At 68.0% G+C, this 13370-nt stretch carries 14 protein-coding genes; 6 read left to right on the top strand and 8 right to left on the bottom strand.

The window, feature by feature from the left end; translation table 11 throughout:
* Positions 1–97 precede the first annotated feature (97 nt).
* Positions 98–934, top strand: a complete 837-nt coding sequence (locus JOF29_RS29940; RefSeq protein WP_209697753.1) for a phosphogluconate dehydrogenase C-terminal domain-containing protein — start codon at positions 98–100, stop codon at positions 932–934.
* Between the two features lie 10 nt (positions 935–944).
* Positions 945–1670, top strand: coding sequence for a FadR/GntR family transcriptional regulator (locus JOF29_RS29935; RefSeq protein WP_209697752.1), 726 nt, complete (start codon positions 945–947; stop codon positions 1668–1670).
* Here the strand turns inward: JOF29_RS29935 and JOF29_RS29930 are convergent.
* The 3 genes from JOF29_RS29930 to JOF29_RS29920 all read right to left on the bottom strand — a co-directional run bounded on the left by JOF29_RS29930 (position 1667) and on the right by JOF29_RS29920 (position 5287).
* A complete protein-coding gene (locus JOF29_RS29930; RefSeq protein ID WP_209697751.1) occupies positions 1667–2290 on the bottom strand; it encodes a VOC family protein in 624 nt (207 codons plus the stop codon). The genes JOF29_RS29935 and JOF29_RS29930 overlap by 4 nt on opposite strands.
* A 55-nt stretch (positions 2291–2345) precedes the next feature.
* Positions 2346–4532, bottom strand: coding sequence for a carbohydrate-binding protein (locus JOF29_RS29925; protein WP_209697750.1), 2187 nt, complete (start codon positions 4530–4532; stop codon positions 2346–2348).
* A 104-nt stretch (positions 4533–4636) separates the two neighbouring features.
* Positions 4637–5287 (bottom strand): DUF1345 domain-containing protein, encoded by a 651-nt coding sequence (locus JOF29_RS29920; RefSeq protein ID WP_209697749.1) that lies wholly within the window; start codon positions 5285–5287, stop codon positions 4637–4639.
* Positions 5288–5378: 91 nt separating this feature from the next.
* Between JOF29_RS29920 and JOF29_RS29915 the strand changes: the two genes are divergently transcribed.
* Entirely contained in the window at positions 5379–5822 is a 444-nt protein-coding gene (locus JOF29_RS29915; RefSeq protein ID WP_209697748.1) for a hypothetical protein, read from the top strand.
* Positions 5823–5834: 12 nt separating this feature from the next.
* On the opposite strand, the gene JOF29_RS29910 is transcribed toward JOF29_RS29915, so the two are convergent.
* Together JOF29_RS29910 and JOF29_RS44805 are read right to left on the bottom strand one after the other, a co-directional pair.
* Positions 5835–6221, bottom strand: a complete 387-nt coding sequence (locus JOF29_RS29910; protein WP_209697747.1) for a hypothetical protein — start codon at positions 6219–6221, stop codon at positions 5835–5837.
* A 246-nt stretch (positions 6222–6467) separates the two neighbouring features.
* Positions 6468–6596: a hypothetical protein gene (locus JOF29_RS44805; RefSeq protein ID WP_281067443.1), complete on the bottom strand. Its 129-nt coding sequence runs from the start codon at positions 6594–6596 to the stop codon at positions 6468–6470.
* On the opposite strand from JOF29_RS44805, the gene JOF29_RS29905 reads away from it, so the two are divergent.
* The 3 genes from JOF29_RS29905 (at position 6582) to JOF29_RS29900 (ending at position 8762) form a co-directional block, all read left to right on the top strand.
* Positions 6582–6764 carry a hypothetical protein gene (locus tag JOF29_RS29905; protein WP_209697746.1) on the top strand — a complete coding sequence of 61 codons (183 nt, stop codon included), beginning with the start codon at positions 6582–6584 and terminating at the stop codon, positions 6762–6764. The two genes, JOF29_RS44805 and JOF29_RS29905, sit on opposite strands and share 15 nt — an antisense overlap.
* A gap of 188 nt (positions 6765–6952) precedes the next feature.
* A complete protein-coding gene (locus tag JOF29_RS46335) occupies positions 6953–7063 on the top strand; it encodes an N-acetyltransferase (protein ID WP_486327224.1) in 111 nt (36 codons plus the stop codon).
* A gap of 124 nt (positions 7064–7187) precedes the next feature.
* On the top strand, positions 7188–8762 hold the full coding sequence (locus tag JOF29_RS29900; protein WP_209697745.1) for a N,N-dimethylformamidase beta subunit family domain-containing protein: 1575 nt from the start codon (positions 7188–7190) through the stop codon (positions 8760–8762).
* 51 nt (positions 8763–8813) lie between these two features.
* Here JOF29_RS29900 and JOF29_RS29895 read toward each other — a convergent pair whose 3' ends face one another.
* From JOF29_RS29895 to JOF29_RS29885, 3 genes are all read right to left on the bottom strand, one after another.
* The gene (locus JOF29_RS29895; RefSeq protein WP_209697744.1) at positions 8814–9470 is read right to left on the bottom strand and encodes a polysaccharide deacetylase family protein; all 657 of its coding nucleotides are present in this window, start codon (positions 9468–9470) and stop codon (positions 8814–8816) included.
* A 66-nt stretch (positions 9471–9536) separates the two neighbouring features.
* Positions 9537–10805, bottom strand: a complete 1269-nt coding sequence (locus JOF29_RS44800; RefSeq protein ID WP_209697743.1) for an alpha/beta hydrolase — start codon at positions 10803–10805, stop codon at positions 9537–9539.
* A gap of 155 nt (positions 10806–10960) precedes the next feature.
* Positions 10961–13168: a hypothetical protein gene (locus tag JOF29_RS29885; protein ID WP_209697742.1), complete on the bottom strand. Its 2208-nt coding sequence runs from the start codon at positions 13166–13168 to the stop codon at positions 10961–10963.
* Between the last annotated feature and the right edge of the window lie 202 nt (positions 13169–13370).

Here is a 13370-nt window from a genome sequence, read left to right as displayed (position 1 = left end):
GGTGTCGAGCGCCGCCTGGAAGCCACAGATTGACACGTTTCACACAAATTGGTCAACCAGTTGACCGGTTCCGACTTCGCGACCTACATTCGGTGCCATGAGTGCGCACCAGGAGACGATCGTCGTCATCGGAGCAGGCGGCCGGATGGGCATGCGGGTCTCCGCGAATCTCGGCACCAGCCCGTACGACGCTTTGTACTGCGAGACGTCGGCGGCCGGCGTCGAGCGGGTGACCGCCGCGGGACGTGCGGTGACTGCTGCCGTCGAGGCCGTGCCGCTGGCGGATGTCGTCGTACTCGCGACACCGGACACCGTGCTCGGTGAGGTCTCGCACGAACTCGTTCCGCTGATGCGGGACGGCACGGTTCTCCTCACGCTCGATCCGGCCGCGGCGTACGCGGGGTTGCTCGCGACTCGCGCGGGCGTCGTCCAGGCCGTTGCGCATCCGTGCCACCCGTCGGTGTTTCTCGAACGGACCAGCGCGGAGCAGTGGGCCGACACGTTCGGCGGGATCAGCGCGCCTCAGGATGTCGTCGCGGCGGTCGACGAGGCGGCCGGCCGGGATCGCGTCGAGGCGGTTGTCCGGGCTATCTACGGCCCGGTCCTCGACGTGCACTGGGTCACCGTGAAGCAACTCGCCGTACTGGAGCCGACGCTGGTCGAAACAGTCGCTTGCATGGTCGGCACACTGTTGAAGGACGCGCTGCACGAGACCGTGCACACGGTCGGCGTACCCGAGCCGGCGGCTCGTGCGATCCTCTACGGGCATGTCCAGATCGCGCTCACGAACGCGCTGCGCGGGTCGCACGCGTTCTCCGAGGCGTGTGAGATCGCGATAGCCTACGGCCGCGAGACGATCATCAAGGACGACTGGAAGCGCATCTTCGACGACGCTGAGCTCGATCGGGTGGTCACGAGAATGCTCAGGATCTGAAGGGGGCCAGGTGACCGAGGGGCAGAACACGCCGTTCATCCGGACCCGGTTCCGGCCGGTCGAGCGGCTGTCGACCGCCAGCCTGGTCGCCCGCCAGCTGATCCAGCAACTCGGCGCCGAACGGTTCCCGGTCGGCGCCAGACTCCCGTCCGAGCGCGACCTGGCCCAGATGCTCGGCGTCGGGCGCTCGACGTTGCGCGAGGCGATCACCGCGCTCGAACTGCTCGGCCTGGTCGAGGTACGCCCCGGGTCGGGTTCCTATCTGCGCGCGGACAGCACCCAACTGCTCGCGAAGGCGCTCGAGCTGAGCCTGGCGCTGGGCGAGCCCGAGGTCGCAGACCTAGTCGAGGTCCGCGAACATCTCGAACTGCTCGCCGCCCGCCTGGCCGCCACTCGCGCCAAGGACACCGACATCGAGCGCCTCCGGGTTCACGTCGACGAGATGCGTGCCGCCGGCAACCACGTGGAGGCGTTCGCGGTCGCCGACCTGGCGTTCCATCTGGAGATCGCCACGATCGCGCAGAACGACGTACTGCTGAGCCTGCTCAAGAGCCTGCAGTCCCTGCTCACCGAGTGGTTCGAGCGGACCCTCCGCGTGCCGGGCACGATGGAGGCCACACTCACCGAGCACGAGACCGTCTTCACCGCGATCGAGCAGGGCGACCCCGCCGCGGCCCAGTCCGCCATGGCCAGCTTGATGACCGCCGCCGACGAACGCGTACGGCACTCCAGCTAGGACTGCGCCAGCTTCTGTACGGGCTCCCAGGTGAAGCCGTCCGGGTCGACGAAGGTGCCTGTGTCCATGGTGAGCGCGATCCGGTGCGAGCCGCTGCCTTCAGCCGGTACACCCGCGTCCTTGGCCAGCGCCTTCCGCGCGTACAGCCCCAGCTTCACCGGACCGGTGGCGTCGAACTCGACGTACTTGCGTCCGAAGCTTCTCGCCACGGTCAGCCCGTGGTCCACGTAGAACTTCTTGCTCTCGGCCACATCCTCGCAACCGAGCAGCAGTACGACGGAGTCGATCTCGCGCGTCGCCGGACCGGTGTCCTTCTTCGCCGACGTGGCCACCTTCCAGATCGTCCCGTCCGGCGCCTGCACCACGCCGCCGTACCCCCACAGCGACTTGGTCACCGGCTTCACCACCGTCGCGCCGGCGGCGACCGCCGACTCGAACAGACTGGTCACCGTACTCGGCTGTCCCACGGTCAGCGACACCGTGAACCCACGGAAACCGTTCGTTTCCGCGCTGGACTCACGCGCCCGTACACGGTCGTCCAGCCCGAACGCATCCGTCAGGAATCGCTCCGCCGACGCAACGTCGGTCACTTCCAGCACCACACCGCCAAGAGTTGTCATGCCTCAAAGCTAGGTATCCGGCAGCCGGCCCGCTTCTCGATTCCTGACCAATTCGCTAGCTGCTCAACTGGAGGTAGTCGAGGTTGAAGCCGCCGGTCTCGCAGTAGACGGTGAGCGGCTGGTCGCCTGCCGGAAGTGGAATCCGGGTGCTGATCGACTGATAGCCGGCCCAGCCTCCGGTATCGGGGACCGTGACTTTGCTGAGGACAGCACCACTGGCGTCGCGGATCGAGATCGCATCGGGAGCCGGGGCACCGGATCCGTTGGCGACCCGGAGTTCGAGGTTGTACGTCCCTTGCGCGACGTCCACGCGGTACTGCAGCCAGTTCCCCGCCGCCGTCCACCCGACGTTCTTCCCGCCGCTCGCCGCCGGGTTGCTCTCGATGAAGTTCGCGCCGCCCTCGGTCCAGCCGTGCTGGGCGACGTACGACTCCGCCTCGATCCGCTCCCCCGCCGGCGCACCGTGCGGCCTCGTTGTGACCAGCACCGTGACGTCGTCGTGCGCCGCGCCGTCGGTGACCCGGAACTTGAGATTCTGCTCGCCGGAAACCGTTGGATGAACGGTCACCAACCCGGTGACGGCGTCGAGCGTGACACCGGCCGGCAGGTCGGTCGCGTAGTACGCCAGCCGATCGCCGTCGCGATCGGTCGCCCGCAACTGGAACTGCGTGGTCCGGTACTGGTCGGCGATCACCGGCTGGACGTCCTGGAACCGCGGCGCATGACTCCGGTGCGGCACCTGACCGTGCCAGCGGTACGTCGCGTACGCACCAGCCGGCACGGTCACCGCGAACGACCTGCCCGCCAGCGTGATCCGTACCGTGCTCGGTGTTGCGTTGGCGTTCCCAACAATCGCGACGAAGTTGTCCCCCGCGTCCTTGAACACCACGTTGCTGATCCCGTTCGCCGTACCGCTCGACTCGACCCGCGTGTGCTCCGGCCCGAGGTACTTCGCGAACTGCCCCATCGCATACAGCTCGTCCCGGACCGAAAACGTTTTCGTACTCGTGTTCACGGTCACCAGCCGGTTCGGCCACTTCGTCGTCCGGCCGACCTCGGCCCAGTCGACGTTGTTGTCCCGGGCCGGCGTCCAGTGCAGCGTTCCGCCGTCCTGGTCGGTGGTCTGCGCCCACATCACGTACGACGACGCGTCCAGGCGGAAGTAGTCGAGAATCGTTTCCGGATTCAGATCGCTGGTTTCCGTCATCTCCACAGGCTTTCCGAACTCCTCGTACGCGTCCCGCATCACCGTCGGGTCGCCCCAGTACGGGTGGAACGCGAGCGCGTCCGCCGCGGCCCGGGTCTTCGGGTCGTCGAAGATCCGGTGGTAGTTCTTGGTCGCCGTACTGTTCGGGTCCCGCCAGTCCCAGAAGTTGAAGTCGTGCACGTACAGCTGGGTCCGCAGCCCGGCCCGCCGCACCTCGCGCTTGATCGCGACCGCGAGCTTCTGCTGCTGCGCGACGCTGATGTCCATCGCCGGGTAGACGACGTCGATCCCCGGCTCGTTGAGCAGCGTCAGCGCGTCGACGTCGATCCCGTACTTCGCATACGCCTGCAGGTACTTCGCGTAGTACTTCGCGAACACGTCGATGCAGTCGTCGCGGAGCTTGCCGACCTGGTAGTACGACGTCGTACTGCCCGGCTGCAGCGCGACCTCGCCGGTGAACCGGTTGTTGGTCTTCATCCAGGCGGGCGCGCTCCACGCCGAGGCGAAGAACGTCGCCCGCGGGTTGTACTTCTGGATCAGCTTCACGGTGTCGACGATGTGCAGGTCGACGTCCCGCTTGATCGAGAAGTACTTCAGGTCCCGGTCCTCGGCGATCCCGGCCGGCGGCTCGTCGTACGACCAGAACGGCAGGTGCTCGATCAGGTCCGGGCTGCCGATCGTCAGCCGGAACCGGTCGAACCCGGCGCCGGTCTTCGGGTCGACCAGCAGCCGGACCGCCCGGTCGCGCTGCTCGGGCGTCAGCTTCCAGAGGTTCGACACGCTGGTCTCGTCGAGCGAGAACCCGACCCCGGTGTACCGCTGCCGGGCGGCGCTCGGGTCCACGACGATCGTCGTACCGGCCGGCCCGTCGTTCCCGACGTACGTCGTCGGCAACGGCTGCCACGCGTGCGCGGCGCCTGCCGAGTACGTGCCCCGCACCACCGACCCGCGCTCCGCCATCGCCTGCCCGCCGCCCGCTGCGAGTCCTGCCGCCACCACTCCGACGGCGACCGTCAGCCCCAGAGTCCGCCTCACGAAACCTCCAACGTCGACCGGAAAGCCTTTTCAGGCAGGCCGACTGTAGGTTCGGAAACCGCCCGGCAACACCCCCTGCCGGTTCCGGAACTGGTTCCGGAACCTCAGCTCGAGGCGATTCCGGCGACCAGGTTGATGGTCGCGGCCAGGATGACCGTCGAGAACACGTACGCCAGCAGGCAGTGCCGCAGCACCACCGCCCGGATCGCGCTGGTGGACACGCTCGTGTCCGACACCTGGAAGGTCATGCCGAGGTTGTAGCTGAAGTAGAAGAAGTCCCGGTACGACGGGACCTCGGCCTCGTTGTTGAAGTCGATCCCGCCCTCGGGCTCCCGGAAGTACAGGTGGGCGTACCGCGCGGCGTACATCAGGTGCACCGTCGCCCAGGTCATGAACACCCCGACGAGCCCGACCGCCGCGGCCGTGTGCCGGGTCCCGGAGTTGCCGAGCACCAGCAGTACGCCGATGCCGCTCAGGCTGGCGAGCGCGGTGATCACGACGATCAGCTCCTCGGCGAACGGCCGGAAGTCCTCGCGCCGCGCGAACTCCCGGGTCCGGTCCGCCGACATCGGCCAGAGCACGGCGACCCCGGTCCCGACGAAGGTCGCGGTCGCGACGGAAATCCCGGAAAGCACACCCAGCGGAAAGTTTCCGAAAACGCCGACGACGAGCAGGGCGGCACCACCGACGACCACTGCGATCGTCAGCCGGAGGACTGGATGGAGCAGCGCAGCACGTGTCACGTCGGAAGACATGTTGCCACCGCCAATGAATTCTGTCGCCCGCCGCACGCCGTCGTGCGCAACACTGGTACGGGTCCGGCAACGATCGACGAGAGGTTCCGTGATGGACAAGCTACGGGTCAAGGATGCTCTGCTCGCGCACCTCGAGGCGCACCTGCGCGCCACCGACGCCGCGGTCGGCCGCGAGGACTCGGCAGCCCGGCTCGATCCCGACGCGGTGTTCTCGGTCGACGACCAGTCCCAGTCCGACGAGGCCGGCGACCTCGGCGGGCTGTTCGAACAGGTCGGGGAACGCCAGCACAGCACCGTCGAGGCGGCCGAGCAGCTGGACTTCGGCCCGGCCACCGAGGTCCGGCCGGGCGCGATCGTCGTACTGGACGGCAGCCGGTACGTCGTCGGCGTGATCAGCTCACCGTTCGAGTGCGACGGCGCGACGTACGAGGGCATGACCACCGACGCCCCGCTCTACGGCGCGATCAAGGGCCTCCACGGCGGCGACACCTTCACCTACGACGCCACGGAGCACGAGATCGACTCCGTGTACTAGGGGGCCCAACCGTCAGCGGAGCTCCAGCGAATACACGTGCAGTCCCTCGGCCTTGGCGTGCCGGCTGAGGTGCTGCAGGTCGGTCAGGAAGTCGACCAGGTCCGCCGCCTTGAGCTGCGGGACCAGCTCCGCCCACGGCGTCGCCAGGTCCTGGAGCTCGTCCTGGTCCCGATCGGCGATCTCGCCGGCCAGCCGGTCCCCCACCCGGGCGAGGCCTTCCACTGAGGTCTCCACCCAGCGCTGCTCGGCGTCCGGCAGGTCGTTCACCGACTTCCCCCAGACCAGCTCGATCAGCACGCGGAACTCGCCGCCACTGGCCGTGATCGGACTGGACAGCTGCTCGTCCTCGGACTGCTGCGGAGCACCCGCATCGTCCCGAGCCGTGTAGTAGGTAGCCATACCACCATCATCCGCAGAATCCGTCACCGCGGGCCGACCTTTGTACTCACTGACGACAAACTCTGTCGCCGCCGTCAGTGCAGAGCGACCGACAGCAGCAGTACGGACGCGGCCCGCGCCTGGACGTCGTGGCACGTCCGGCAACCGATCGTACGACCCTGGTCGGACGTCCGATCAGGGCGAACCCCCGGCCATTCCCCGATGCGGAAAGTTACGGAACGTCGGTAGTTTCCGTCAGGTGATGACCTACGAGATCAGGATCAGCGGCTTCGCCACCAGCGCCGACGCCCTCGCCCACCAGGAGCCGATCGCCCGGCTGCTCTGCCCCGAACCGGAACACAACAGCCCGTGCGAGGTGCCGTGGGGCTTCAGCATGACGACAACACTCTCCTACTGGGCATCTACGCAACCCCAACGAAGGCCGCCGACGTCACCGACGCCGTACGCCGCCTCACCGCCCACGAGGTCTCCCTAACGGAAAGCGTCCCCGGAAACTTCGACGACCTAGCCGACCAATACCGCATCGAACACCCGCCCAACTAGTCCCCGGCGTCGACACATCACCCGGGCAGGCGCCCACGACCCGCTCGTGGACACCACCTGGCCGGCCCGCCATGCCCGGGAGGACTTCATCCACCTGATCGACGGTGACTCCACCATCGTTCTCGTCGCGAGGTACGAGGAGAACGTCAGAGGGCAGTTTCACAAGCTGGGCGCGCACCCACGAAGCCGTGGCGGTGGCGGTCACCGCCTACGCCGCCAACGAAGGCGCCCGGGGATTCTACGAACAACTCGGCTTCGTCGAACAGAGCGTCACACTTCGTTTCCCGCTCGACCGCTGATCGTAGACACGACACCACCAGCATCCGGCCCGGGCCGGGTCGCCCGCGTTACCGTGTCGAGCCGCGACAACCGATCGAGGCAACCGTGCGTCTCTATCCTGGAGCGCGATCTGGGAGGTATCACATGGGGGCTGCGCGGACACTGGCGGCCGGCGTACTCGTGCTGGCCGTGGCGAGTGCTTGCCAGGGCTCGACGAACAAGGCGTCGAACGACGGCGGGCCGACCTCGGCACCGACGAGCGGTACGTCGAGTTCGCCGGTCAAGGCCGACGAGCAGTGGCGGATTCCGGTCCGTCAGGTGGCCGGGCCGCTGGAGCTGGCCGGGTACGCGGACCAGGTGAGCGTCCGGAGCGGGCAGTCGTTCCGGCTGTTCGTCACCTCGCCCGCGGGCGATTTCACCGTCCGGGCCTTCCGGATCGGCTGGTACGGCGGTGCAGGCGCGAAGCTGATCTGGACCTCGGCGGACCTCCCGCGCAAGGCGCAGCCGAAACAGATCCTGACGAAGGACCGGATGATCACCGCGATCAACTGGTCGCCGACGACGACCGTCCAGACCAAGGGCTGGCCCGCCGGCAGCTACCTGTTGTTGCTCCGGGCATCCAACGGCGCATCGAAGGGCAAGGAGACCTACGTCCCGATCGTGGTCCGGTCCGACACCGCCCGCGGCGCCGTCCTGATCGTCAGCGGGGTCAACACCGACCAGGCCTACAACGGATGGGGCGGATACAACCTGTACGTCGGCGGGCCCAAGCACACGCACGACCAGCGGTCGCTGATGGTCACCTTCGACCGTCCGTACGGCTACAACCCCGCCCGCGGGGTCCTCCACGACAACCTCCCGCTGGTCCAATTGGCCGAGCGGAGCGGCGTACGACTCGCGTACGCGACCAGCGTGGACCTCCAGGCCGACCCCGGGTTACTCAACGGCGCCCGAGGGATCGTCTTCGGCGGGCACGACGAGTACTGGTCGCTGCCCATGCGCGCGGCGGTCACCAAGGCGCGTGACGCCGGTACGAACCTCGCGTTCCTCGGCGCCAACTCGGTCTACCGGCGGATGCGCTACGCCGCCGATCCGCACGGCCCGAACCGGATCATCGTCGACTACAAGGACGCCGGGCTGGACCCGATCCACAACGCGCCCGACACCACGGTCAACTGGCGGCAGAACCCGCACGCGAACCCGGAGAACAGCCTGGTCGGCATGCTCTACGAATGCTTCCCGGCGAGCGGCGCGTTCACGGTCCACGACCCGAACTTCTTCCTCTTCGCGGGCACCGGCGCCAAGGCGGGATCGGCGTACCCGGGTCTGGTCGGCAACGAGGCGGACCGGGCCTACCCGATCAAGGGAACGCCGGCCAACCTGCAGGTGGTGGCGCACTCCCCGACGACCTGCGCCAAGCGGCACACGTTTTCGGACTCGACGTACTACACCGTGAAGTCCGGCGCCGGCGTCTTCGCCACCGGCAGCATCGAGTGGGTCCGCGCGCTGCTCGGCCCGGACGCGAAGTACGGCTCCGGCCCCGCATCGGTGGCCTTCGCCCAGAAGGTGACCCTGAACCTGTTCACCGCTCTGGCCGCCGGCCCGATGGGCCGAACCCATCCCGCCGTCGGCAACCTCGCCTCGGTGCACGACCTCCCCACAACCTCCACCGGCACCGGCGGCCCGATCGGCAATGCCCCAGGGTCGAGCGGCGACTGACCTGCGCGTCAGCAGGACAAGGCGGGGAATCCGTATCCCCGCGCAGACAGATCAGGCAGGATCATGCCCAACGCCGCCACGGTCTGTGCCCGATTGCCGCCGCCGTCGTGCATGATCACGATCGCACCCGGTTTCACAGCTGCCAGCACCCGTTTTGACGATCACCGCCACGCCGGGGCGCGACCAGTCCCTGGGGTCGACGTCCCAGAGCACCTGCTGCAGGCCGTCGCGACGGATCTCCGCCAGCACGCGGTGGTCGGTCGCGCCGTACGGCGGGCGGAAACATCTCGACTGGATGCCGTTCGCTACCTGCGCGTGCAGCGCCGCCGGTGACAGCTTGGTCAGTTTCGGGTGCGACACCGAATGGTTTCCGACCGCGTCACCGGCCGCGCGGACCTCGTCGACCAGGTCCGGGAGCCGGCGGGAGTGCTGGGCGAGCATGAAGAACGTCGCGTGCGCGCCGTGCTTCGCCAGCATCGCGAGCACCCGCGGCGTCCAGACTCGGTCCGGGCCGTCGTCGAAGGTCAGATAGACGACCTTCCCGTGTCCTTGCTTGATCGGACCGGTCGGCCGGGCCGACGGTTCCGGCGACGACGTGGCAGCTGGAGGTGCCGACTCACTGGCACGCGCTTTCCGGTTCTCGCCGGAGATCAGCGCATGCAGGCCCCAGACCGCGACGACCGCCCCGAGCAGCAAGACGATCGGCAACCTGGCCTTTCTCCACATCCTCACCTAGTGCCGACGCGGTGCGACACCAGAAGGTTGACCGGATCGTTACGCGGGCGCCCGGTGGGTGAGTTGATCGACCAGCCACGGGAACGCGTTGCCGAACGCGGGGGCCGCGAACTGCCAGGTGTGGGTGCCCGGCGTGATCTCGACGAGGGACTTGATCCCGACCGCTGCCGCCGCCCTCGACAGCTCTTGTGCCTGGTGCTGGTGGCGGACCTCCTCGGTGCTGGTGAGGAACAGCCCGGTCACGTTGGTATAGCGGCCGTGCGCGCGCATCACCCGGAGTGCCTCGTTGGCGTGCTGTACGGCGACGTTCCCGCCGTACAGGTCCTGCAGGGTCTGGGCGGGTGTCCCGGTGTACGGCGCGAGATCGCCGGAGACGTCGACGAAGTGGTTGAACACGTGCGGGTACTCGACCACCAGGTCCAGCGCGCAGGTACCGCCCATCGAGAACCCGCCGACCGCCCACTGCTGCGGGTTGCTGGAGGCCCCGAAGGTCTTCTCGACGTACTTCGGGATGTCCTTGGCCAGGTGGTCGGCGGCATTCCCGCGCGGGCCGTTCACGCACTCCGTGTCGTTGTCGAAATGACCTGTCGCGTCGGCGAACACCAGGATCGGCGCGTATCCCCGGTGCAGATGCGCATAGGCGTCAGCGACCTGGATGGCGTTCCCGAGCCGCACCCAGTCGCCCGGGCCGCCGCGCTCACCACCGACCAGCTCGACGACCGGCAAGGTCGGCCGCCGATGACCGACGAACCAGATCGGTGGCAGGTACACCAGCTCCTGCCGGTGCTTGAAGTGGCTGTACGTCGCCGGGATGTCCACCGCCACCAGCTTCCCCGCCGCTGGGACGTGCGCCGCCCCCGCAGCACGCACCGCACCCGGAAGCGACGTCTCACCAGGCAGCGGCTTGTGCGTCCAGTCGCTGAACGCCGCACCGAGCGTCGGGTAGTAGCCGACGAACTGGTTGATCCCGTTCGCACCCGCAAACGCCGCAAGCCCCACCGCGACCAACGCCGTACCGCGCCGCCACCACCGCGCACTCCGCCACCCCACCACCAGCACCAGCAACGCCCCAACCGTCGCCCCCAGCCAGAACCACACCAAGAACGGCACCGGATCCACCTGCCGAACCGCCTTGGCCCCCGGATACGCCGCGAGCACCGCCAGAATCACCGTCACGCCGACGATCACGGGCAGCACCCGCCACCGCCACCACCGGTCCCGCCACCCCACCGCAACCAGCAACACCCCACCGGCGACGACCTGCACCGTCACCGGAAACCATCCCCCGAGCAGCGACCACGTCTCCACGTTCCGAGGGTAGCTCCGCCGGAAACCGCCCGCGTGCGGCGGCGCGGCGACCGGCATCACCGTTGCCGGATGCAACCGCCTTCGCGCCCGCCCGGTGACGTGGGGCGTCAGGTGCAGCCGAGTCCACCCGCGCTGAGTGGCCGCGGCGCTCACCCTCAGATATGCAGGGTGGTGCGATACGCAGGTACCTCGAGGTCAAGCGCGTGCCGGAGGTGCGCCAGTTTCCAGCGAATATGATCGGCATCGCCGATGTACTCCATCGACGGTTCCCAGCCGAGCCGTGAGTCGGCCTCGACCAACGGAATCGCCGCCTCGGCGTTGGCCACCTCAGCCTCGCCGACCGCGCACAGCGCGGCAACAAGCGCCTCCGCCGCCGCGGTGTCAGCGGTCACCAGCAGCTGGGCCTTCAGAAGCCACCACTGCTTGGTATGAAGGGCGGTCCGCAGGCAGCATCCGATGAAGCGACCGAGTCCAGCGAGTTCCGCTGCCGCCTCCTGACGGTACGCCGGGGCCGCTGCCGCCGCGCGATCGACGCAGCTGACGCCGGCGTCCCATCGGCCGATCATCCGTTCGAGGGCAGTGATCTCCGCCCTGATGCGTCGTGCGTTGGCGGTTGCCGGGACCGTGTTGTGATGATCGGGCTCGTACGGAATCTGTACGATCAGATCGCCGAACATCGCGTCGTCCGACACCGGCAACGCCGGTCGGCTGAACAGGGTGAGCGGATAGGCGGGGCCGATCCGCAGCGGACCGTACTGGTCGCCATCGCTCGGCACATGGTCGCCGGCAGCCTCGCTCCACAGTCGCCAACCTGCCAGCGCGTCCTCGGCGGCCGCACCGAAGTCCCGCGACGCGATCGCCGCCAGCAGGTCCTCCGGGTCAGGACTCGGAGCCCAATAGGCCCACTTCGCGAGCTCGCTGACGAACGACGGCCACCACCCGTAGTGATGGTTCTCCATCAGCCCGGTCAATCCCCAGTCGCGTTTGGCCGCCAGCACCGCGGAGTGCCGTTCACTCCACCGCTGCGGGATCGGTTGATAGGGCACAACACCGAGGTCCCAGGTCAGACCGCCGGTATTGACCATGCTGTACAGAGGCATCCCGCGGCGGTTCGCGGCGGCGGCTTCGCTCGCGAAATACCGGCCTGGGCCGACGAAGGATGCCGTGTAGTCGACGCAGACGCTTCGGACGCCGTCGTGCTCGACCGGCTCGAACATCTCGAAGGTTGCCTGCAGGACGACGTCCTTCGGCAGGCTCTCGACCAGTCGTAGCCGGTCCTCCTCCGGCGCCCAACCCCAGTTGTAGGTCCAGAAGATGACCTCCGCCTCCGCGTTGTACCGTCGGCAGGCGTCCCGCACCTTCGTCACCCACTGCGGAAAGTCCGCACAGGGCCACCAGCCGGGCAACGGCTTGTCGGAGGGCAAACCGTCCGGCGCCGGATCGAGCCGGAGCCGGCCGTTCGTTCTCGGGTCCAGACTGGGGAACTCGACCGACTCCCCCACCAGCACGATGCCCTTCGCCCGTGGGCAGGCCTCGAACAGCGCACCATAGGTTCGGTCGAAGAACGCGTCCGCCTCCGGGTCATCGGGATGGACCGGTCGAGCACCGTGAAAGTAGGCGTACAGGTACACATCCAGCCCGAATCCGGCGCAGCGGTCGACGAGCTCGTTGAAGTCGCACAGCTGTCCTGGGCTGTGCCTCGACGGTTGCCGATGAGTGAACGCATCCGGAGTCCTGTCCGGGCCGGTCGCAAACACCAGGATCGAATCCATGCCGGCGTGAGCGATCTGGTTCAGATAGGCGTCCGGGAAGCTGTCGAGTCCCCAGCCGGAGTGGGTCATCCGCGGTTCGAACAACGGCTCGCGGGTCTGTGTGCCGGGACTCAGAAACGGAGCACCTCGAAGATTCATGCAGTCCTCGAGGTGATAACAGGCCTGTGCGGCCCCACGGTCGGTCGCGCCGCAGACAACGATGCGCTGCGGCTCTATCGTCACCGTATAGCCTCGATCGGCGATGCCCGCCGGCAGCAGACCAGGAATGTCGGACGCCGTTGCGACGAAGATCGCCGGACCACCGGCAGCTTCGGCCCGGCCGTCGGTCACGGCCTCCTCGACGATCGGCAGCCGCAGATCCATACTGGCGGAGAAGTAGTCGGACAGGTCCGCCGCCGCATGGCGGACGACGGCGCCGGCATCCGGGCGCAGGACGATCCGCCAGCGGTCGTCGATGACGACCTCGTCGCCTCGAGCGTTGGCCGCGGGGTCCCGTCGATCGGTCCGATGGACAGTTTCCAGCCGTCGCCGGAAGCCGTACGCCGGCTCGGCCTGATCCGCGGGCTGCTCTTGACCGGACCGTGTTCCCATCGGCTGCGTCGTCCTCTCTCGGGGTCTTGTCATCCACGGATTCCTGCCTCGCGGCCCCCGCGGAAGGCGGCAGCGTAAGGATCGCTAGCCGTTTACTGATGACGTCGATCCAAGCCCCGAGATCCCGCACTGTCAAGGGTTTCGGTGCGTTGGACGGAGAGTGTTAAGCCTGGGTGATCGTCGTCTCAGCACCTTTGCAGTC

Source organism: Kribbella aluminosa (assembly GCF_017876295.1).
Taxonomy (GTDB): domain Bacteria; phylum Actinomycetota; class Actinomycetes; order Propionibacteriales; family Kribbellaceae; genus Kribbella; species Kribbella aluminosa.
Note: the sequence above shows the minus strand (reverse complement) of the source record. Positions and strands in the feature narration are given on the sequence as shown.

Coding starts and splice junctions, on each gene's coding strand:
- JOF29_RS29940 (WP_209697753.1), top strand. CDS start 98: ATGAGTGCGCACCAGGAGACGATCGTCGTCATCGGAGCAGGCGGCCGG.
- JOF29_RS29930 (WP_209697751.1), bottom strand. CDS start 2,290: ATGACAACTCTTGGCGGTGTGGTGCTGGAAGTGACCGACGTTGCGTCG.
- JOF29_RS29920 (WP_209697749.1), bottom strand. CDS start 5,287: ATGTCTTCCGACGTGACACGTGCTGCGCTGCTCCATCCAGTCCTCCGG.
- JOF29_RS29915 (WP_209697748.1), top strand. CDS start 5,379: ATGGACAAGCTACGGGTCAAGGATGCTCTGCTCGCGCACCTCGAGGCG.
- JOF29_RS29910 (WP_209697747.1), bottom strand. CDS start 6,221: ATGGCTACCTACTACACGGCTCGGGACGATGCGGGTGCTCCGCAGCAG.
- JOF29_RS44805 (WP_281067443.1), bottom strand. CDS start 6,596: ATGCTGAAGCCCCACGGCACCTCGCACGGGCTGTTGTGTTCCGGTTCG.
- JOF29_RS29900 (WP_209697745.1), top strand. CDS start 7,188: ATGGGGGCTGCGCGGACACTGGCGGCCGGCGTACTCGTGCTGGCCGTG.
- JOF29_RS29885 (WP_209697742.1), bottom strand. CDS start 13,168: ATGGGAACACGGTCCGGTCAAGAGCAGCCCGCGGATCAGGCCGAGCCG.